Annotated in this window: 15 protein-coding genes; 3 read left to right on the top strand and 12 right to left on the bottom strand. The window is 68.6% G+C overall.

The genetic code is table 11. The features are described from left to right. The first annotated feature begins 42 nt into the window (after positions 1 to 42). The gene (locus IEV96_RS14530; RefSeq protein ID WP_188511472.1) at positions 43 to 1,494 is read left to right on the top strand and encodes an MFS transporter; all 1,452 of its coding nucleotides are present in this window, start codon (positions 43 to 45) and stop codon (positions 1,492 to 1,494) included. Positions 1,495 to 1,596: 102 nt separating this feature from the next. Here IEV96_RS14530 and IEV96_RS14525 read toward each other — a convergent pair whose 3' ends face one another. Then, positions 1,597 to 2,811: an MFS transporter gene (locus IEV96_RS14525; RefSeq protein ID WP_188511471.1), complete on the bottom strand. Its 1,215-nt coding sequence runs from the start codon at positions 2,809 to 2,811 to the stop codon at positions 1,597 to 1,599. A 91-nt stretch (positions 2,812 to 2,902) separates the two neighbouring features. Between IEV96_RS14525 and purU the strand changes: the two genes are divergently transcribed. Next, complete coding sequence (gene purU / locus IEV96_RS14520; protein WP_188511470.1) at positions 2,903 to 3,760, top strand: formyltetrahydrofolate deformylase; 858 nt, start codon at positions 2,903 to 2,905, stop codon at positions 3,758 to 3,760. A 45-nt stretch (positions 3,761 to 3,805) separates the two neighbouring features. Then, positions 3,806 to 4,936, top strand: a complete 1,131-nt coding sequence (nagA, locus tag IEV96_RS14515; protein ID WP_188511469.1) for an N-acetylglucosamine-6-phosphate deacetylase — start codon at positions 3,806 to 3,808, stop codon at positions 4,934 to 4,936. 176 nt (positions 4,937 to 5,112) lie between these two features. Here nagA and IEV96_RS14510 read toward each other — a convergent pair whose 3' ends face one another. The 11 genes from IEV96_RS14510 to IEV96_RS14460 all read right to left on the bottom strand — a co-directional run bounded on the left by IEV96_RS14510 (position 5,113) and on the right by IEV96_RS14460 (position 19,597). Beyond that, complete coding sequence (locus IEV96_RS14510) at positions 5,113 to 5,889, bottom strand: glucosamine-6-phosphate deaminase (RefSeq protein WP_188511468.1); 777 nt, start codon at positions 5,887 to 5,889, stop codon at positions 5,113 to 5,115. Beyond that, positions 5,877 to 6,791: an ROK family protein gene (locus IEV96_RS14505; RefSeq protein WP_188511467.1), complete on the bottom strand. Its 915-nt coding sequence runs from the start codon at positions 6,789 to 6,791 to the stop codon at positions 5,877 to 5,879. Before IEV96_RS14505 ends, IEV96_RS14510 begins: the two co-directional genes overlap by 13 nt. Further along, on the bottom strand, positions 6,788 to 8,173 hold the full coding sequence (locus IEV96_RS14500) for a glycoside hydrolase family 3 protein (RefSeq protein ID WP_188511466.1): 1,386 nt from the start codon (positions 8,171 to 8,173) through the stop codon (positions 6,788 to 6,790). The genes IEV96_RS14505 and IEV96_RS14500 overlap by 4 nt, the downstream gene beginning before the upstream one ends. Further along, on the bottom strand, positions 8,170 to 9,006 hold the full coding sequence (locus IEV96_RS14495) for a carbohydrate ABC transporter permease (protein WP_188511465.1): 837 nt from the start codon (positions 9,004 to 9,006) through the stop codon (positions 8,170 to 8,172). The genes IEV96_RS14500 and IEV96_RS14495 overlap by 4 nt, the downstream gene beginning before the upstream one ends. Further along, positions 9,003 to 9,911 (bottom strand): carbohydrate ABC transporter permease, encoded by a 909-nt coding sequence (locus IEV96_RS14490; RefSeq protein ID WP_188511464.1) that lies wholly within the window; start codon positions 9,909 to 9,911, stop codon positions 9,003 to 9,005. Before IEV96_RS14490 ends, IEV96_RS14495 begins: the two co-directional genes overlap by 4 nt. A 107-nt stretch (positions 9,912 to 10,018) precedes the next feature. After that, on the bottom strand, positions 10,019 to 11,308 hold the full coding sequence (locus IEV96_RS14485; protein ID WP_188511463.1) for an extracellular solute-binding protein: 1,290 nt from the start codon (positions 11,306 to 11,308) through the stop codon (positions 10,019 to 10,021). Positions 11,309 to 11,360: 52 nt separating this feature from the next. Continuing rightward, the gene (locus tag IEV96_RS14480; RefSeq protein WP_188511462.1) at positions 11,361 to 12,533 is read right to left on the bottom strand and encodes an ROK family transcriptional regulator; all 1,173 of its coding nucleotides are present in this window, start codon (positions 12,531 to 12,533) and stop codon (positions 11,361 to 11,363) included. Continuing rightward, positions 12,533 to 13,411 (bottom strand): carbohydrate ABC transporter permease, encoded by an 879-nt coding sequence (locus IEV96_RS14475; protein WP_229733429.1) that lies wholly within the window; start codon positions 13,409 to 13,411, stop codon positions 12,533 to 12,535. Before IEV96_RS14475 ends, IEV96_RS14480 begins: the two co-directional genes overlap by 1 nt. Before the next feature lies 1 nt (position 13,412). Beyond that, complete coding sequence (locus tag IEV96_RS14470; RefSeq protein WP_188511461.1) at positions 13,413 to 14,348, bottom strand: carbohydrate ABC transporter permease; 936 nt, start codon at positions 14,346 to 14,348, stop codon at positions 13,413 to 13,415. Between the two features lie 52 nt (positions 14,349 to 14,400). After that, entirely contained in the window at positions 14,401 to 15,645 is a 1,245-nt protein-coding gene (locus tag IEV96_RS14465; protein ID WP_188511460.1) for an extracellular solute-binding protein, read from the bottom strand. 328 nt (positions 15,646 to 15,973) lie between these two features. After that, positions 15,974 to 19,597, bottom strand: coding sequence for a S8 family serine peptidase (locus IEV96_RS14460; RefSeq protein ID WP_229733428.1), 3,624 nt, complete (start codon positions 19,595 to 19,597; stop codon positions 15,974 to 15,976). Between the last annotated feature and the right edge of the window lie 128 nt (positions 19,598 to 19,725).

Raw genomic sequence — 19,725 nt, 5'->3', positions numbered from 1 at the left:
AACCCAACCAACTAGTTCGTTTGACAGGATCCCGCTCTCTCAATGTCTTCACCCTCCACCTCCCCGAACCACCGCTGGTGGCTTCTCGCCGTTTTGGCACTCGCCCAGCTGATGGTCATCCTCGACGGCACCATCGTCAACATCGCGCTCCCCGACGCGCAGATCGACCTCGAGATGAGCGACGGCGACCGCACCTGGGTCGTCACGATCTACGCGCTCGCCTTCGGCTCGCTGCTGCTGCTCGGCGGCCGCATCGCCGACTACTGGGGCCGCAAGCGGTCCTTCATGGTCGGCATGATCGGCTTCGCCATCGCCTCGGCCATCGGCGGTCTCGCCGTCAATACCGAGATGCTGCTCGCCGCGCGCGCACTGCAGGGCGCCTTCGCGGCCCTGCTCGCCCCCGCCTCGCTCGCCATCCTCACCATCACGTTCCCCAGCGGCAAGGAGCGCATCAAGGCGTTCGCCGTCTACGGCGCTATCGGTGGCGGCGGCGCGGCCGTCGGACTGCTGCTCGGCGGTGTGCTCACCGAGTTCGCCAGCTGGCAGTGGTGCCTGCTCGTCAACGTGCCGATCGCCGCCCTCGCGATCGTCGGCGCGGTGCTCTTTATGAAGGAGAGCCGGGCGCACGGCAACACCCGCTACGACATCCCCGGAACGCTGCTCGTCGTCGCCGGACTCGCGGCGCTCGTGCTCGGCTTCTCACGCGCCGAGGAGGGCTGGGGCCGGGTCGACACGATCGGCTTCCTCGTGGCCGGCGTGATCCTGCTCGCCGTCTTCGTGGTTGTCGAGTCGCGCGTCTCCAACCCGCTGCTGCCGCTGCGCGTGATCGTGAACAAGGTGCGCGGCGGCGCGTTCCTCGTGTCCACCCTCACCGGGGCCGCGCTCCTGGGCGGCCTGCTCTTCCTCACGTTCTACTTCCAGATCGTGCTCGGCTACTCGCCCCTGCAGTCCGGCCTCGCGTCGCTGCCGATGACCGCTGTCATCATGATCTGCGCGACGCTGCTCTCGCAGATTCTCCCGCGGGTCGGCGTACGACTCCCCATGACCGTCGGCCCGATCCTCGCCGCCGCCGGACTGTTCTACCTGTCGTTCATCACGGTCGAGGGTGACTACGTCGTGCAGGTGCTTCCCGGCCTCATCCTGCTCGGCGTCGGCCTCGCCTCGGTCTTCGTGCCACTGCAGAATGTGGCCCTCGCCGGAGTCGAAGAGCACGACGCCGGCGTGGCCAGCGCCGCGGTCTCGGCGACCCAGCAGATCGGCGGCTCGATCGGAACCGCCCTGTTCACCGCGCTCTACACCTCGGCCATCGCGACCTACCTCGCTAACAACCCACCGTCGCCCACGGCGCAGCTCGAGGCGTTCGTCGACGGCTACTCGGTGGCGTTCATCTGTGCCGGCGCGCTGATGCTCGTCGCCGCGCCCATCTCGTTCTTCCTCATCCGGCCCTCGCGAGAAGACCTGCTGAAGAACGCGGCCGCGGTGCACATGGGCTAGTCGCCCCGCTTCACCGCGCGCGTCGACAGGACGCACTGGCCCGGGTGCCCGCCGAACAGGACGAATTCGGCGGTGTCGCCCGGGTCATCCTGTTTTCGCGACCTAGGCGATGCGGGCACGCTTGGCGCGCGCCGACAACCACAGGTTGCTCACGACCATAAAGACCACACCGACGGCGATGATCACGACGTCGACGAACGGCAGCGTGATGATGCCGGCCTGGTCGAGCAGCAGACCGCCGACGAGGGCGCCGAAGCCGATCGCGAAGTTGAACGACGTCGTGAACAGCGCGGCCGCGAGGTCGCGCATGCGGGCGGATGCCGTGTGCAGCATGCGCGTCTGCAGCATGGCCGGCAGACCGCCGAACGCGATGCCCCACACCACGAGCGACGCGACGATGACCACCTGAGAGCCGGACCACAGGGCCATCACGAGTACCGACACGGCGACGACCGTGGTGGCCACGATCATGCCGCCACGCGGGAAGCGGTCGCTCACCAGACCGGCCAGCACGAGGCCGACCGCGCCGGCGCCGCCGAAGAGGAAGAGCAGGATCGCGATCGAATCTTCGCCGAACCCGCCGACCGAGATGAGCCACGGCGCGATGTAGGTGTAGAAGAGGTTGTGGCCGGTCATCACCACGATGATCACGAAGCAGAGCACGATCACGCCCGGGATGCTGCGGTCTTTGCGCAGCGGCATCGGGATCTCGCCGGTGGCGAGGGGGACCCGGTGGTCGACGGCCGGCAGGAAGCGCAGCACCAGGATCGCGAGCACGATCACGATCACGCCTATCGTGGCGAAGGCGAGCCGCCAGCCGAGCGCGTGGCCGAGGGCTGTGCCGAGCGGCACACCGAGCACGAACGCGGCGGTGCCGCCGCCGCTCGTGATCGCGACGGCCCGGCCGATCTGATGCTTCGGCACGAGGTGCGCGGCGTAGGCGCCGACGACAGCCCAGAACAGTCCGTGCGCGAGGCCGCCGATGATGCGCGCGCCGACGAGGATCTCGTAGGTCGGCGCGAGGGCGGCGAGCACGTTGCCGGTCGCCACCACGAGCAGCACGATGACCACGAGGTATTTGCGCGAGTAGCGCCGGGTGAGGGCGGCGAGCGGGGTGGTCGAGACGACGACCGTGCCGGCGAAGATGGTGACGAGCAGGCCGATGCGCGACTCGGAGACCTCGAGTTCGCTCGCCATGTCGGGCAGGAGGCCGGTGGGGAGGAACTCGCTGGTGACGGAGACGAAGATCGCCCCGGCGAGAACGAGCAGGCCGACCCAGGGGAAAGCGGGCGCGGTGGTGGTGCTGTTGGAAGACAACGGCAGGATTCCGTTCGGAAGATGATGGCGCGAAGCGAGCCGCGGGAAGCCGCGTACGAGCGCGACTTCGATTCCAGAATACTCTTGACCGGTGACTGACACCTCGACGCACTGGATCCTCACCCTCGTCTGCGAAGACCGCCCGGGGATCGTGCACGCGATCAGCGGCGCGATCGTGACGGCGGGCGGCAACATCACCGAGTCCCAGCAGTTCTCGAGCGACGACACCGGCACGTTCTTCATGCGACTGCAGGTCGAGTCGGCGGCGTCGCGCGACGAGTTCGAGGCGGCGCTCGCCCCGGTCACGAGCCGGTACGCGATGACCTGGCAGCTCGACGTGGTCGGTCGCCCGCTGCGCACCCTCGTGCTCGTGTCGAAGGCCGGCCACTGCCTCAACGACCTGCTCTACCGCCAGCGCGCCGGGCAGCTGCCGATCGAGATGCCGCTGGTCATGAGCAACCACTCCGACCTCGAAAACCTCGCGTCGTTCTACGGTGTGCCGTTCGAACAGCACCCCGTGACGAGCCCGGGCCAGAAGCTCGCCTTCGAGGACCGCGTGCTCGAGGTCGTCGAGCAGCACGACATCGAACTCGTCGTACTGGCGCGGTACATGCAGATCCTCTCCCCCGAACTGTGCGCCTCCCTCGCCGGCCGGGCCATAAACATCCACCACTCCTTCCTCCCCGGTTTCAAGGGCGCGAACCCCTACAAGCAGGCGCACGCCCGCGGTGTGAAGCTCATCGGCGCGACGGCGCACTTTGTGACGAGCGACCTCGACGAGGGTCCGATCGTCGAACAGAACGTCGTGCGCGTCGACCACTCGCGCACGGCCGCCGAACTCGTCTCGATCGGACAGGACGAGGAGAGCCGCACGCTCACGCAGGCCGTGAAGTGGTTTGCCGAGCACCGGGTGCTGCTCGACCGGGCGCGCACCATCATCTTCAAGTAGTCCGCCCTACTGCCCGCCGGGGTGATCGCTCCCTAAGCTGAGCGCATGAGCACGCTTTTTGAACACGCCCGCAAGCTCGACGCCCACGGGCAGGTCGACGATTTCTGGATGCTCGTCGAGGGCGACACCATCCTGTCGACGGGGCATGGTGCGGGTCCGGATGCCACGACTCGCGTCGATGTCGGTGGGCACTGGCTCGTGCCGGGGTTCATGGACCTGCACGGCCACGGCGGCGGCGGCCACTCGTTCGACGACGGCCCCGGCGAGATGGAGGCCGCGCTCGCGACCCACCGCGCGCACGGCACGACCCGTTCGGTGATCAGCCTCGTCGCCAACCCGCTCGCGAGCCTGCGCACGAGCCTCAACGAGATCGCCGACATCGCCGACGCCGACCCGCTCGTGTTGGGCGCGCACCTCGAGGGGCCGTTCCTCGCGCAGAACCGTCGGGGTGCCCATAACGGCGAGTTTCTGCGCGACCCCGCGCCCTACGAGGTGGAAGAGCTGCTCGGCGCCGCGCGGGGCACGCTACGCCAGATCACGATCGCGCCCGAGCTGCCGAACGCCATGGAGGCCATCGACGTCCTCGTCGAGGCCGGCGTGACCGTGGCGATCGGCCACACCGAGGCGACCTTCGAACTGGCGCGCGAGGCCTTCGATCGCGGTGCCCGCATCATCACCCACGTGTTCAACGCGATGCCCGGCATCCATCACCGCGCACCGGGACCGGTGGTCGCGGCATTCGAAGACGAGCGCGTCTGTCTCGAACTGATTCTGGATGGCGAGCACGTGCATCCGGATGTCGCGGCCATGGTCTTCGCGTCCGCCCCGGGTCGGGTCGCTCTCGTCACCGACGCGATGGCGGCAGCCGGCTCGCACGACGGCGACTACTCGCTCGGCTCGCTCACCGTCACGGTGCACAAGGGAATCGCCCGCCTGCGCGGCACCCCCACGATCGCCGGCTCGACCCTGACGCTGGATCAGGCGCTGCGCGTCGCGATCCAGCGCTCGGGCATCACGCCGGCGCGCGCCGTCGAGGCGTTGACGCTCACGCCCGCCCGCGCGCTCAACCTGCAGCACAGACACGGACTGCTCGCCGCCGGGTTCGCCGCCGACGCCGTGCTGCTCGACCACGACTGGAAGGTCACCGAGGTCTGGGCTGACGGGCGGCGCATCTAGTCGCCGCGCGTACCAAATGCAGGAGATTTCGCGTCGAGTCACACGTTGACGCCGATGCACGGACCTCGAGCCGGAAATCTCCTGCATTTGGTACGGGGCACCCGAGTTGTCACAAAGCGGCGGAGCTACCGCCGCGGTACCCCGTTTTGTGACAACTCGAGGGCAGACGGGCGGCGCTACTCGAATCTCTCCCAGTCGAAGCGGTTCGCCCAGGCGTGGCGGTAGTAGTCGGCGTGCGCGAGGTGCACGGCCGCCGGCTCGTCGACGATGACCGTGACTTTCGGATGCAACTGCACCACCGATCCCGGAGTCGACGCCGAGACCGGGCCCTCGAGCGCCGCCGCTACCGCCGCGGCCTTCGCCGACCCGAAGGCGAGCAGCACGAGGTGACGCGCCCGCAGGATCGTGCCGAGTCCCTGCGTGATGCAGTGGGTGGGCACGTCGTCGACGGAGGCGAAGAAGCGGGCGTTGTCGGCGCGGGTCTGCTCGGCGAGCGTCTTCACACGGGTGAGCGAGGCGAGCGACGAGCCGGGTTCGTTGAATCCGATGTGTCCCGTGCGGCCGATGCCGAGCACCTGCAGGTCGACGCCGCCCGCCGCGCGGATGTCGCGCTCGTACCGCTCGCCGGCCCCCGCCAGCGGCCCGCCGTCGTCGCCGGGCACCCGCACGAGCTCGGGTGTGAGCCCGAGCGGTTCGACGACCTCGCGCGTGATCACGGCCCGGTAGCTTTCGGGGTGTGCGGCCGGCAGCCCGACGTATTCGTCGAGGGCGAACCCGCGCACGCGTGACAGGTCGGGTCCGCGGGTCGCGAGCGCGGCCCAGGTGGTGAGCGGGGTCGAACCGGTGGCGAGGCCGAGCACCGCGTCCGGCCGCGACGCGACGAGGGCGGCGATCGCGGCGGCCGCTATCGAACCGGCCTCGTCCGCCGACGGGACGATGACTACTTCGGCCACGAGATGCCTCCCAGGTGTGCGGCGCCGAGCGCCGCGACGGGCGCGCCCTCGGGCAGCAGCCGCACGCGGTCGGCGATGCCGAGCGAGAAGATGAAGGGCGACTGCGCGCCCCAGGCGGCGAAGATCTCGCCCACGCCGCCCATGACCCGGTCGCCGAGACTGCTGATGCCGCCGCCGATCACGACCAGGTCGACGTCGACGGTGAGCACGAGGATGCGCACGGCCGCGGCCACGCCCTCGTACAGTCGCCGCCTGATCTCGAGCGCTTCGGCGTCGCCGGAGTCCGCGGCATCCAGAACCGCGCTCACCGCGTTGCCGTTTCCGCGGCCCCACTGGCGGGCGATTCCCGACCCCGACGCGACCACCTCGAGTCCGCCGTGCTGGCCGTCGAGATCGAGCGGCCCGGCGGGGTCGACGAGGATGTGGCCGATCTCGCCTGCTCCCCCGCGCGCGCCGCGCCACAGTTCGCCGCGCAGCACGAGGCCGGCGGCGAGGCCGGTTCCGAGGTTGAGATAGCCCATGGATGCCGTGGCCGGCTGTTCGAAGAGGTGGAACGCCCCGAGAGCCGCGGCATTCACGTCGTTCTCCACGCGCACGGGTGCGCCGAGTCGCTCGGCCAGTTCGGCGCCGAGCGGGAGGTGGTCGAGGCCGAGGTTGATCGCGTGGGACACCCGGCCGGTCGCGGCGTCTACCGCTCCGGGGATGCCCACGCCAATCGTCGCGAAGTCGGAGAGGCGCAGGCCGGTCGCCGCGGCGAGGGACGCGGCCGCGTCGACGGTCGAGGCCACCACGGCGCGCGGGCCGAAACCGGTCGCGAGCCGCACGCTCTCGACGACGCTGCCGTCGTCGGCGACGGCGACGGCCTCGGTCTTCGTGCCGCCGATATCGACGCCCATCCTCATGGTTGTTCCCCCTCGAGCCAGGCGGCGAGCGCCTCGCCGACGTGCCGTGATGCCCCGAACGTCGCGACGTCCGAGTAGTTCTGACTCTGGTCAGGCCACCCCATGTCGATCACGATCACGCCAGGGTGGGCGACGCGCGCCGAGTCGACGAGCTCGCGCACCCACGGGTGCCTGTGGTTATTCTTGCCGACCAGAACGAGCTGGCCGCTCACTTCCGGCAACGGGTCGCCCTCGGCGAGTCGCGCCGAGACCGGCGGACCCCACGGCGAGACGCCGACGGCGATGTTCGCCTCGGTCTCGATCGCGACGACCGTGCGCTCCGCCGAGACCACCACGCCGGGCTTCACGGCGAACCCGCCGATCGCCCTACGTGGCGAGAACCCGGTGTCGGCGGCGGGAAACGACCCGGCGCGGGCCAGCCTGGTGGCGAGTGCCACGTTGCGGTCGCCCGCCTCGCGCAACCGTTCGGCGTCGAGCCGCCCGGACGCGACGGCCGCGTCGAGCGCGTCTTCGATCTGCCCGAGCTGCTCGTCGGTGTTCTCCGTGCCGATGCAGAGCAGGTCGCAGCCGGCCGTGATCGCCCGCACGGCCGCCTCCGCGATCCCGATGTCGCCGCTCGCACCCACCATGTCGAGCGCGTCGCTCACGATCACCCCGCGGAAACCGAGGTCGCCGCGCAGCAGGTCGTGCAGCACCGCCCGCGAGAAAGTGGCGGGGTTCTCGGCATCGATCCGGGGCATCAGGATGTGCGAACTCATCACTGTGCTCGCCCCCGCCGCGACCGCCGCCTCGAACGGCAGCAGCTCGCGCGCCCGCAGCGCGTCGAGCGGCAGGTCGACGACGGGCAGCGCGAGGTGCGAGTCCTGCGCGGTGTCGCCGTGGCCGGGAAAGTGTTTCGCGCTCACCGCGACTCCCGTCGCCTCGTGCGCGGCGACCCAGGCACCACTGTGCAGGGCCACGAGCTCGGGGTCGCTGCCGAAGCTGCGCACCCCGATCACCGGATTGTCCGCGTTCGAATTGATGTCGACATCCGGAGCAAAATTGAGGTTCACCCCCATGGCGCGCAACTCCAGTCCGACCGCGGTCGCGACGCTCGCCGTGTAGTCGAGGTCGTTGATGCGCCCGAGCAGCGCGTTGCCGGGAAAGGGCGCCCCCGTCGACTGGTACAGGCGGGTGACGTCGCCGCCCTCCTCGTCGATGGCGATGAGGGCGTTCGGGTTGGCGGCGATGATCGCGGCGGTCAGCGCGCGCACCTGCTCGCCCGACTCGACGTTGTCGCCGAAGAGGCAGACGCCGCCCAACCCGTTGCGCAGGCGCGTCTCGAGCCACAGCGGCAGGGTGGTGCCGACGAAGCCCGGCAACAGCACGCGTGCGGCGGTCATCCCTTCACCGCCCCGCTCACGAGACCCGACGTGAGCCGGCCCTGCACGATGAGGAAGAACACGATCACCGGCACGGCGACGAGCGTCGATGCGGCCATCACCTGGCCCCAGTCGGTCGCCCGGGTGGCGCTCGCCTGGACGAATCCGCGCAGCCAGAGCGGCAGCGTCTGCACCGACTCGGAGGGCAGCAGCACGAGGGCCACGGTGAACTCGTTCCAGGCCTGAAGGAACGCGTAGACACCGGATGCCACGAGCCCGGGTGCCAGCAACGGGAACGTTATGCGCATAAACGCGCCGAACCGGCTGAGGCCGTCGACCATGGCGGCCTCCTCGAGGTCGGCCGGCACGCCCGCCACGAACCCCCGCAGCATCCAGATCGTGAACGGCACGACGGCCGCGATGTAGATGATGCTGACCCCGATGACGGAGTCGAGCAGGTGGGCGCCCGCGACCATCTTGTACTGGGCGATGAACAGGCCCTCGGCCGGAAGCATCTGCACCACGAGCACCGCGATGATGAAGCTCGTGCGGCCGCGGAAGCGGAACCGGCTGATCGCCACGGCGCCGAGGAAGGCGAAGATGATGCAGAAGAACACGGCGATGAGCGTGATCGAGACGCTCATGCCGAGCGCCGCGAAGAACTCGCCGTCGGCGAGCGCGGAGGCGAAGTTCTCGAACGAGCCGCCGAGCGGAACGAAGGTGGGCACGAACGATTGCAGCGTCACGTTGGGCAGCAGCGACGAGTTGACCATCCAGTAGACGGGGAAGACCCAGACGAGCGCAATGACGATCGCGAGCGCGCCGAGCAGGGTGCGGGCGGTGCGGGCTCTCATGACTCGTCCTCCTTGAGCAGACTGCGGATGTAGAACCAGCTGAGCAGGATGGTGATCGCGAGCACGAGGATCGAGACCGCCGAGGCCATGCCGAAGTCTTGCGACTTGGTGCCGAGCTTGTAGATGTAGGTGCCGAGCAGGTCGAACTCGCTCGACTTCGATCCGGCGTCCTGCAGCATTGTGATCTGGGTGAACACCCGCAGGTCCCAGATGATCTGCAGCAGGAAGACGATCGCGATGACCGGCTTGATCATCGGCAGGATGATGCCGAAGAAACGCTGCCGACCGTTCGCGCCGTCGAGCGCGGCGGCCTCGAGCACCTCGTCGGAGACCTGGGTGAGTCCGGCGAACGACGAGAACGCCACGAACGGCACCGACATCCAGATCACGATGACGCTCGCCACGATGAAGAACGTGGTCGGCGTCTCGAGCCAGTTGAAGCGGTTGATGTCGACGCCGGGAATCATGTCGAGCAGGTAGTTGACCGCGCCGCGGCGGCGGTCGAAGAGCCAGATCCACACGGTCATCGCGGCGACGACCGGCATCGACCAGGCGAGCAGCAGTGCGATCTGCAGGATGATGCGCGGCGCCCTGCCCACGGCGTTCATAAGGAGCGCAAAGAGCACGCCGACCGCGAGGGTGATGACGGCGGTCACGAGGCAGAAGGCGATCGACTTCGCGACGACCGTCCAGAACTGCGCGTCGGTCGCCAGTTCGACGTAGTTGTCGAAGAGCACGAACGGCGCCGGCTGGCCGAACTGCTGCTTGAGGCCGTACTCCTGCAGCGAGGTGACGACCTGCCAGATCAGCGGGTAGCCCATGCCGACGAGGAGGATGCCGACGGCGGGGATGAGAAGAAGGTACGGCGCGCGGTTCGTGCGTCGTCGGTCGACGGTGGCGGTCATGGGGCTTCCTCCTTTCTTTTGGAACGGTCCCTGAGCTTGTCGAAGGGCAGGGCGGAAACGGGTCGGCCCCTTCGACAGGCTCAGGGACCGACCCGCGATGAGCGGTTCTACCCGTTGATCAGCTCGTTGATCTTCTCGTCGTACTCCTCGGCCAACGCTTCGACGTCGCCTCCGCCGTTGACTTTGCCGAAGAACTCCTCGAGCAGGCCCGATCCCTCGACGGCCGCCCAGCCGGGCGCCGCGGGGGTGAGCTTCGACTCGGCGGCCGAGTCGATGAGCGCGGTCGCGAACTGGTCGTCACCGAGCGACGACGCGTAGTCGAGGTTCGCCGGACCGAGGCCGTTCTCGCCGAGCATCTTCTGGTAGTCCTCCGAGAAGATGATCTTCATCAGCTCCTTCGAGGCGTCCTGGTTCTGGCTCGCCGCCGAGATGGCGATATTCGAGCCGCCGGCGAACACCGGGGCGACCCCGCCGTCGATACCGGGCAGCACGAAGGTGCCGAACACGGCGTCGTTCCAGGTCGCCACCGTCTTGGTGGCGTCCTCGGGGTCGGGTGCCAGGTCGCCGATCGACCAGTGCGCCCAGCCGGGCGCGATGATCGTCGCGGCCTCGGGCGCTCCCGTGGTCTCGTTGTTGTTGATGTTGACCCACGGGGTGCTGTCGGCCTCGGTGACGGGCGCGAGCGAGGCGTCGGCGAACAGCGTCTGCAGCTGCGTCAGTCCCTCGACCGTCTTCGGGTCGGAGAGGCTCGACGCCCACTCGTCGCCGTCCTTCACCGCGAGCTCGCCGCCGTTGGCGAACACCCAGGAGACGCCGTTGCGCCAGTCTTCGCCGCCGATGTAGAAGCCGCTCTGGCCGTCGGTCTTCAGCGCGGCCGCGGCCTCGTTGAATTCCGCGAGCGTCGCCGGCACCGTGATCCCGGCCTTCTCCCACACGTCCTTGCGGTAGAACATGTAGCGCGACCCGAAGTAGTAGGGCAGCGCGAACTGGGCACCGTCGACCGAGCCCACCTCGACGAACGAGGGAAGCAGCTTGTCGCCGCCCAGCTCGTCGTACATGTTGCTGAGGTCGGTGAACGCGCCCGCGTTGGTGAACGTCGGCGCCCACGTGTTGCCGATCTCCACGACATCCGGGGTATTCTCGGCATCGGGCAGTGCCGTGGTCAGCTTTGCGAGAGCATCGCTCCACGACTGCTCTTCGATGGTAAGAGTGCCCCCGGTCGCGTCTGCGTACTCTGTCTTAAGGAAGTCGCGCAGCTCGTCCGGGGTGTCACCGCCGTTCAGCCAGAGCGTGATGTCCGTGCCGCCCGACTCGGCGGGTGCGTCGTTCGACGAACACCCCGCCAGGATGAGAGCTGCAGCGGTGGCTGCTGCGACCGCTGCGATCCTTTTCTTCATCTCGTACTCCCTTGTGTCTGCATGGATGGTGCTGTGTGAAATCCCGGTGGCTCTAGGAGACCCCGAGTTGGCCGGAGAGCACCATGACGGCGGCGCCGCGCATGACGATGTCCTCCCCGAGTGTTGTCATCCGCAGCGTCAGATCGCCGTGGAATTCGGCCATCGTGCGCGCGCGGAGGGTCTCGATGACCGCCTCGGCGAGCGGTCCGTCGAGCAGGTCGGTCGGTCCGCTCAGCACGACCTCGCTGAGGTTCAGGGCTCCGACTACGGGTGCCAGGGCGATCCCGAGGCGTTGCCCCGCGGCGCGCAGCACGGCGATTTTGTCTTCGGATGTCGCGGCCAACGCCAGGGCGGCGTCGAGCCTCGGCGTCGCCAGCCAGGTCTCGAGGCAGCCGTGTTTGCCGCAGGCGCACTCCGCACCGCCGTCCGTGCCGACCACGACGTGACCGATCTCGCCGGCCGCAAACCGGCTGCCGAAGAGCGGGCTGCCGCCGAGCAGCAGGCCGGCGCCCACACCGTGCCCGACCTTGACGACCATCATGTCGCTCTCCGCGCCACCGAAGCTGTGCTCGGCGAGCGCGGCGGCATTGGCGTCGTTGATCACAACGACGGGCAGGCCGTAGCGCTCGGCCAGCCCGTCGTGCAGCGGTTCGCCGACCCAGCCGAGGTTGGGCGCGCTGAGCACTACCCCGGCGAGGTCGACGACACCGGGCGACCCGACGCCGATGCCCAGCACCGGCAGCGTGGCCGCGTCGACGAGCGACCCCACCAGCGCCACGACCTTCGCCGTGGCATCCGCCCCCGTGCTGGAATCGAGGGACACCTCGGCACGCGAGATCACCCGTCCGCGCAGATCGAGCACGGCGCCGCGGAAGATGGCCGCCTCGCTCAGGTCGATCCCGATGATCTGGAAGGCCCGGCCGTTCAGCTCGAGCAGCGTCGCCGGCTTGCCAGGGCGGGCGTCTTCGCGCTGGCCCATCTCGAGCACGAGCCCCTCGACGAGCAGTTCGGCGACGAGGTCGGAGATGGTGACGCGGGTGAGCCCGGTCTCGCGCGCGATGTCGGCGCGGCTCTTCTGGCCGCCGAGGTAGAGCGCCTGCAGCACGAGCGAGCGGTTGTGGCCGCGGGCGTGCTCCGGCAGGACCTTCCCGCTCGGGCGCAACGCTCGGCTGCTCGCGAGACCGTGGCTCCGCTGGCCCGCCTGCGGTGATTTCTGGGTGGTCATTACTTCACGCTCCCGGCCGTGAGACCGCCGACGAGGCGCTTCTCGATGAGCATAAACAGGATGACGACCGGCACGATCGCCACGATCGAGACCCCGAAGACGTACTGCCAGCTCGTGGCGTACTGGCCGACGAACTTGGTGAGCGCGACCGAGAGCGGCTGGTTGCCGGCGGTGGAGAGGATCACGAGCGAGGCGGCGAATTCGTTCCAGCAGGAGACGAAGGTGAACACGATCGCGGTGACGATGCCGGGCCAGACGAGCGGCAGGTTGATCCTGAACAGCACCGCCCAGCGGCCCGCGCCGTCGAGCTGCGCCGCCTCGTCGATCTCCTTCGGCACGCCGGCGAAGAAGCTGTGCATGATCCAGACCGCGAACGAGAGGTTGAACGCGGCGTTGATCAGGATCATCGCGAGCCAGGTGTCGCTGATGCCGAGAAACTGGAACTCGCGGAAGAGTCCCGACGTGAGCACCGCGGGCTGCAGCATCTGCGTGATGATGACGAGGAAAAGGAACACGAGCCGACCGGGGAATCGGAACCGCGCCGTGTAGTACGCGGCCGGGAGCGCCACCGCGAGCACGAGCAGTGTCGCGAACACGGCGATGACGATCGTGGAGACGAGGTTCTGCACGAGCGGGGTCTCGGGAGTCGACCACATCGTCAGGTAGTTCTCGGGGTGCCACTCGGTCGGCAGGAAGGTGGGCGGCACCTGCAGGATCTCGCTCTTCGACTTGAGCGAGCTGACGAACATCAGCACGTAGGGGGCGACGAAGACGAGCAGCACGACCAGACCGGCGACCATGCGCCAGGCGACGGAAGCGGCGCTGACCTGGTCGGCGGTGAACCGGCGGCGGCGCGGGGCATTCAGAGTCGCGGTCATCTCACACCTCCTTCATCGGCTTGACGACCTTGACGTAGATCGCCACGATCACGAGCACGATCACGAATCCGACGACGCTGAGCGCGCTGGCGACGTCGATCTTGTGGTCGGTCTGGATGTATTTGAAGATGAGCGTCATCACGGTGTCGGCGTCGTAGCCGGGTATCGAGCCGGTCATCACCTTGAGGATCGGCAGCGAGTTGAAGACGTTGATGATGTTGATGAGGATGGCGACGGCGAGCGCACTGCGCAGCTGCGGCAGCACGATCGCGAAGTAGGTGTGCCTGCGCCCCGCACCGTCGATCTTCGCCGCCTCGAAGACGTCGGCGGCGATCGTCTGCAGCCCGGCGAGGATCGTATACGTCGTGAACGGCAGCGACACGAACACCGCGATGCCGATCGACCAGGTGAACGCCGACACGGGGTTCTTGGTGAAACCGTAGGGCTTGTCGAGGATGCCGGTCTGCACGAGCGCCTCGTTGATGAGGCCGTAGAACGGGTCGAGCCCGTAGTAGACGACGAGCGTCGTCATCACGACGCTCGCCGCCCACGGGACGATGACCGCCATGCGCACCAGCTGGCGCCCGGGGAAGGCCTTGTTGAGCAGTTGGGCCAGGGCCAGCGAAATGAGCACGGTGAGCACGACGACGGCTACGACCCAGACGAGGGTGCGCGCGAGCACGCCCCAGATCGGATCGAAGTCGAGCAGCGCCTGGTAGTTCTCGAAGCCGGCGGGACCGCGGTCCACTCCCGACTGGCTGATGTCCCGCGTGGAGTTGTAGAACATCACCACGGCGGGGAACAGCACGACACCGAAGATGAGCACGAGGGCCGGGGCGATCCACGGCAGGGCGTGGACCAGGTCTTTCGACGACCGGCCCGCGGCCCGCCGGGGCCGACCCGTGGTCGTCCCCGGCGCTAGTGGTGCGTTGGTCATCGTGCTCATTTCGGTGTCGTTCGGATGTCGCGGGCCGCCGTTCAGCGTCGAGCTAGCCTTCGTCGGACTTCGCCTGGATCTCGGTCAGAACCGCCTGCGGGTCTTTGCCCTGGGCGAGCTGTCCGACGAGGCTCTTGAACGCGGCATCCGTGGCCGACCAGTTCGGGTTGGTGTTCGGGTAGAACTGGGCGCTCGGCAGGGCGTCGAGGAAGACCTTGAGCTTCGGGTCGTCGGCGAGCTGTTCTCCCCCGGACACCGTCGTGGGCAGGAAGCCCTCGGTGGTGACCCAGTTCACGTAGACCTCCGGCGTGTAGAAGTAGTCGAAGAACTTGGTGATCGAATCCTGCTTGTCGCCGTCGTTCGTGAACGCCATCAGGTGGTCGGCTACGCCGAGCGTGAACGGTTGACCGTCCTTGGTGGGGATCGGCACCATCGAGTAGTCGAGGTCGGGGTTCTTCTCTTCGATCTGGCCGACCGTGGGCGGCAGTCCCTCGATCATGCCGATGTTGCCCTGGATGAACACGTCGATCAGCGGGGTGCGGTCGGTCGCTCCCGCGTCGGGCTGCGTGGCGTTCTCGTCGACCATCTTCTGCATGAAGGTGGCGGCCTCGAGGTTCTCGGGAGTATCGATCGCGATCTTCTCCGCGTCGCCGAACGTGCCGCCGCCGCCGAGGAACCAGATCGCGGACTCGGCCTGCGCCTCTTCCGAGCCGAGCGGCAACCCATAGCCGTAGGTGGACGGCAGGCCGAGCGCGTTGATCGCCTTGCCCGCCGCGAGCAGCTCGTCCCACGTCGTCGGCGCCTCGACACCCGCCTGCTCGAGCAGGTCGTTGTTGACGAACAGCGTGCGCGAGGAGGCGATGAGCGGAAGCCCGTACTGGGTGTCGCCCACGGAGGCACTCTCGACGAAGGACTCCTGGAAGTCGGCGCGTGTCTCGTCGGAGGTGACCTCCGAGACGGGATACAGCAGGTCGTCGGCGGCGAAGCCCGCGAACGGTCCGCCGTTCATGATGTCGGGGGCCTTGCCGCCCTGCACCTTGGTGGTGACCACGTCGTTGAGGTTGTCCCACGACTGCACCTCGAGGTTGACGCTGATGTCGGGGTTCTCCTCCTCGAAGCCGGCGATGACGTCTTCCCACAGCGCCTGCGTGCCGTCGGAGTACGAGGGCACGAGCAGGTCGATCGACTTGCTGTCGCCTCCCCCGCCCGAACTGTCGCTGAAACCGCAGGAGCTGAGAGCCAAGGTGGCGACGGCCGCGGTGGCAATGACCACGCCCATCCGGATCGACTTTGTCATGGTGTCCTCTTGTCGTGGCGGGGATCCCGGTTGCCGGATGCAGCGGCCGAGAATGTCGTTTCTAGGTGCTGTCGAGCGCCGGGTCGACGCTGACACAAGGGATCTCGGCCGAACATCCGGTGAAGATCTGTTTGTTAGTGAACCTTACGAACCCGATCGGCCGCAAGACTTTCGCGAAATTCGTTAGGACTGTTTACAAATCCGTTACATCCGGTAACCGGCCCGAATTATGCCTCCGCGCGAGCGCACAAAAAGGCCCGCTCCGGCGGGCGGCGCGTACTGGGAAGGCGCCGCCCGCCAGAGCGGGGATCTTGTCTCGCAGGGCCGCCTAGAAGAGGATCCAGACGACGGTGCTCGAACTCTTCGAACCGCTGACCGTATCGCTGCCGCTGTAGCTCGCCTTCACGGTGTAGAAGCCCGCCTTGAGCTTCGGCAGCGTGTAGCTGATGCGGCCGTTGTCCGACGCGGCGAGCGCCACGTCGACGGGCTTGCCGTTCACGGTCACCGTCACGGTTCCGGTGGGGGGAGCGGATGATCCGGTCGCCACCCGCACTGTCGCGGTCGTCTTCTGCCACGAGAATCCGACGTGCCGGTTGAGCGACAGCGTCGTCGTCGAGGCGAAGGGCACCGTGACGGCTGCCGATGTCGCCGTCGCCGGGGGCAGCCCCTCGGCGGTGGCGGTCACGACGACCGTGATCGCCCTGCCCTGGTCGGCGGAACGCACCCGGTACGTCGAACCGGTCGCGCCGGCGATGTCGGCACCGTCGGACTGCCACTGGTAGGCGAAGGTCAGCCCCTCGGTGTCCCACTCGCCGGGGGTGGCGGTGAGCGACTTACCCACGGCGGGCGTGCCCGAGATGGTCGGCGGTGCCGTGTTGACCGGCGCCTCCGGGTCGGGCACCTCGGCGTCGCCGGTCGCCACCTGCACGACCGTGGCCGCGCCCGTGTCGCCGTAGGTCACGACTCCGACGTAGGTGGACGTCGGCTCGAGGCCCGCCCAAGACGCGGTGTAGGTAGACGGGACGCCCTGCTGGCCGGAAATCACCGGCGGGTCGAGCGTCAGCGCGGAACCGCCCGGCACGACCGAGGTGACCGTGAGGTCCCACGCGGTCGACGGGTTCGCCGAGAAGACGCTGGCGATGACTCGGTAGTTCCCCGCCTCGGGGGCGACGAGGTCGACACGTTCGTCCGCCGAACCGGTGGCCGACTGCCAGCCGGCCACGGGTTCTCCGGCCGCGTTCAGCCGGTAGACCACGAGGTCGAGGTCGGAGAGGTCGTCGACGGCGTCGAGGTCGAACCGTGCCAGTTCGGCGCCCTCGGGCACCGCGACCTCGTAGACGACCTCGTCGTTCTTGACGCCCGAGCCCGAGTGGCCGGGAGCGGTTCCCGTCGGGTCGGCGAGCAGCGCACCCCGGCTGAGTCCGCTCGTGGCGAGCGGGATATCGCCGGTGCCACCCGGCGTGACGGTCACGTCGACCGAACCGGTGACCCCGGTGCCTTCGACGTCCGCGGGAGCCACGATCGTCGCGGGCCGCACGGCGATGGGACTGCGCACCGTCGTGTCACCCGAGGTCCAGGTGAGCGCACCCGAGGTGAACTCGTCCAGCGGTGCATCCGTTCTCGACAGCGTCACCGTGAACGATTTCTTCTCCGCCGCCGCCGCGAAGCTGAGTACCGAGGGTTCGACGACGGCGGTGATGCCGGTCAGGCCCTCGATCGACGCCGTGAAGTCGCCGGCCTGGGTGGATGTCACGGTGCGCGTGATCGTCTCCGGTGCGGTGAGCGTGCCGATCGCGATCGACGCCAGGTTGAGGTTGCTCGCGTCGACGGGTTCGACCCCGAAGTCGTAGCCGATGCCCTGCAGGTATGCCGCCCAGTCGCTCGGACCGTTGAGGTAGAGCAGGCCCGGCTCGAAGAACCGGGTCGGGTCGACGTGCCCGGCACCCTGCGCGAACGGGTCGGTGATCGCGACTCCCTCGCCGTCGACCGTGTTGTAGGCGGTCGTCATCATCGCCGACTTGATCTCGGCCGGGGTCGCGGTGGGACGCTCGCCGAGGTACAGCGCCGCTGCGCCCGCGATGTGCGGGCTCGACATCGACGTGCCGCTGAGGAACTCGAAGGTCGGTGCGCCGCCCTCCTGGTTCGGACCGGCCGCGAGGATGGCGACTCCCGGAGCCGTGATGTCGGGCTTCAGGATGTCGCTGCCGTCGGCCAACACCGGACCGCGCGACGAGAACCCGGCGAGCGCCGGCGTCGGCGGCTCGTAGGTCGTCGAGTTTCCGTTGGTCAGCGTGACGGTCGCGCCGGGTGTGGCGGCGTAGGCCACGATCGGCTCGCGGAAGCGCGCGTCGACGTGCACGGTCGGGATGGTGTGGGCGTCCGGGTCGATCGAGCTCGGCGTCGGGTTCGTCAGTACCATGCCGATTCCACCCACGCGGGCGACTTCGGCCGATTTCGCGGTGCGGTCGACCACGCCGCGGTCGCAGACGACGACCGACTGCGCGGGAACGAGCGCGGGATCGAGGCTGCCAGGGGCGCACAGTCCTGCTTGGGCGCCCGCGGCCCCGGCAGCGGCCACGGCGGTGGAGTTGACGAGACCGCCGGTGACCGGGTCGGTCACCGTGATGCTCGCGCCGACGAACGACTGTCCGTCACCGAGGGTTACGGTGCCGTAGTAGCTCGGGATCGTGCTCGCGGCCACGGTCGTGATCCACGGGGAGGCGTTGTCGAGCGTCGAGGCACCCGGGCCGGAGTTACCCGCGGAGGCCGCCACGAAGATGCCCGCTGCGGCAGCGCCGAGGAACGCGTCATCCGTCGCCGAGTAGGTGGTCTCGGCCGCTCCGCCGCCGATCGAGAAGTTGAGAACGTCGACTCCGTCGAGCACCGCCTGGTTGATCGCGGCCAGCATGTCGGTCGTCGTGCAGCCGTCGTCGGTGGTCGCACCGTCGTCCGGTCCCGACCAGCACACCTTGTAGGCGGCGATCTTGGCGGCCGGCGCCACCCCGGAGATGGTGCCGAAATCGCGGCCGAGAACGTCGGCCTCGGTGCCGAAGTTGCCGACGGCGGTCGAGCCGGTGTGTGAACCGTGGCCGTCGCCGTCGCGCGGGGAGACGAACTCGCCGGTGCCGGTGGTGGCGTCGCCGAGATTGGCCTCGCCGAAGCCGGTGAGGAAGTAGCGCGCGCCCACGATCTTGGTGCTGCAGTCGTCGACGCCGAACTGCTCGCCGGTCTGGCAGGTACCGGTGAACGTGTCGCCGTCGCCCTTGACGAAGCTGATCGCGTTGTCGCCCGACAGGTAGGGCTCGGCGCCGGCCGTCGTGCCGAGAGGCTCGCCCGCGAACGCGGGGTTCTCGGGAGCGATGCCGGTGTCGAGCACGCCGACCACGACACCCTTGCCCGCCTCGTCCGCGCCGCCGACGGCGGCCCACACGCCGTCGTCTCCCTCGAGACCGAGGAACTCCGTCGACGGGGTCGCGGTGATGTGCTTCAGCTCGTCGGGGGTGACCGCGACCACGTTCTTGTTCGCGGCGAGCTTCGCGGCCTGCTCGGCGGTCAGGTCGGCGCTGAACGCGTTGAGCGCCATCGTGTAGGAATAGTCGATGTCGGCGCCCACTTCGGAGGCGACATCCTTTTGCTTGGTCTCGAGGTAGTCGCTGTAGCTCTGCGCCGGCGCCTTGCGGGCGTTGAGCTGGTCGCCCGTGTCGGGTGCCGTTGCCTCGAATCCGGAGATGCCGCCCTCGTAGGTCGCGACCGCGTTCTCGGCGAGGGTCACGATGTACCTGCCGGGTTCGAACGACGTCTGGCCCGCTCCGCCCGGCGCGACGGGGGCCGCGGACGCCCCGGTCGCGCTGCCCACGGCGAGCGCCGAGGCCAGAAGCCCCGCCGTCGCGATGGTGGACAGCAATTGGCGGATGGACGGGGTGGCCTGACGGCCGCGGGGCGGATTGCTCACAGGTGAAATCCTTCTTTTACACGAAGTGGACACGTATGAGGCAGTCGGGCCTGCGCACTCGCTCACCCTAACCCGCAAAACCACCCCCGAACAGGGGCGAAATGAGAATTTCATATTTCGTGTTCCTG

The sequence above is a fragment of the Conyzicola nivalis genome (genome assembly GCF_014639655.1).
Taxonomy (GTDB): domain Bacteria; phylum Actinomycetota; class Actinomycetes; order Actinomycetales; family Microbacteriaceae; genus Conyzicola; species Conyzicola nivalis.
Note: the sequence above shows the minus strand (reverse complement) of the source record. Positions and strands in the feature narration are given on the sequence as shown.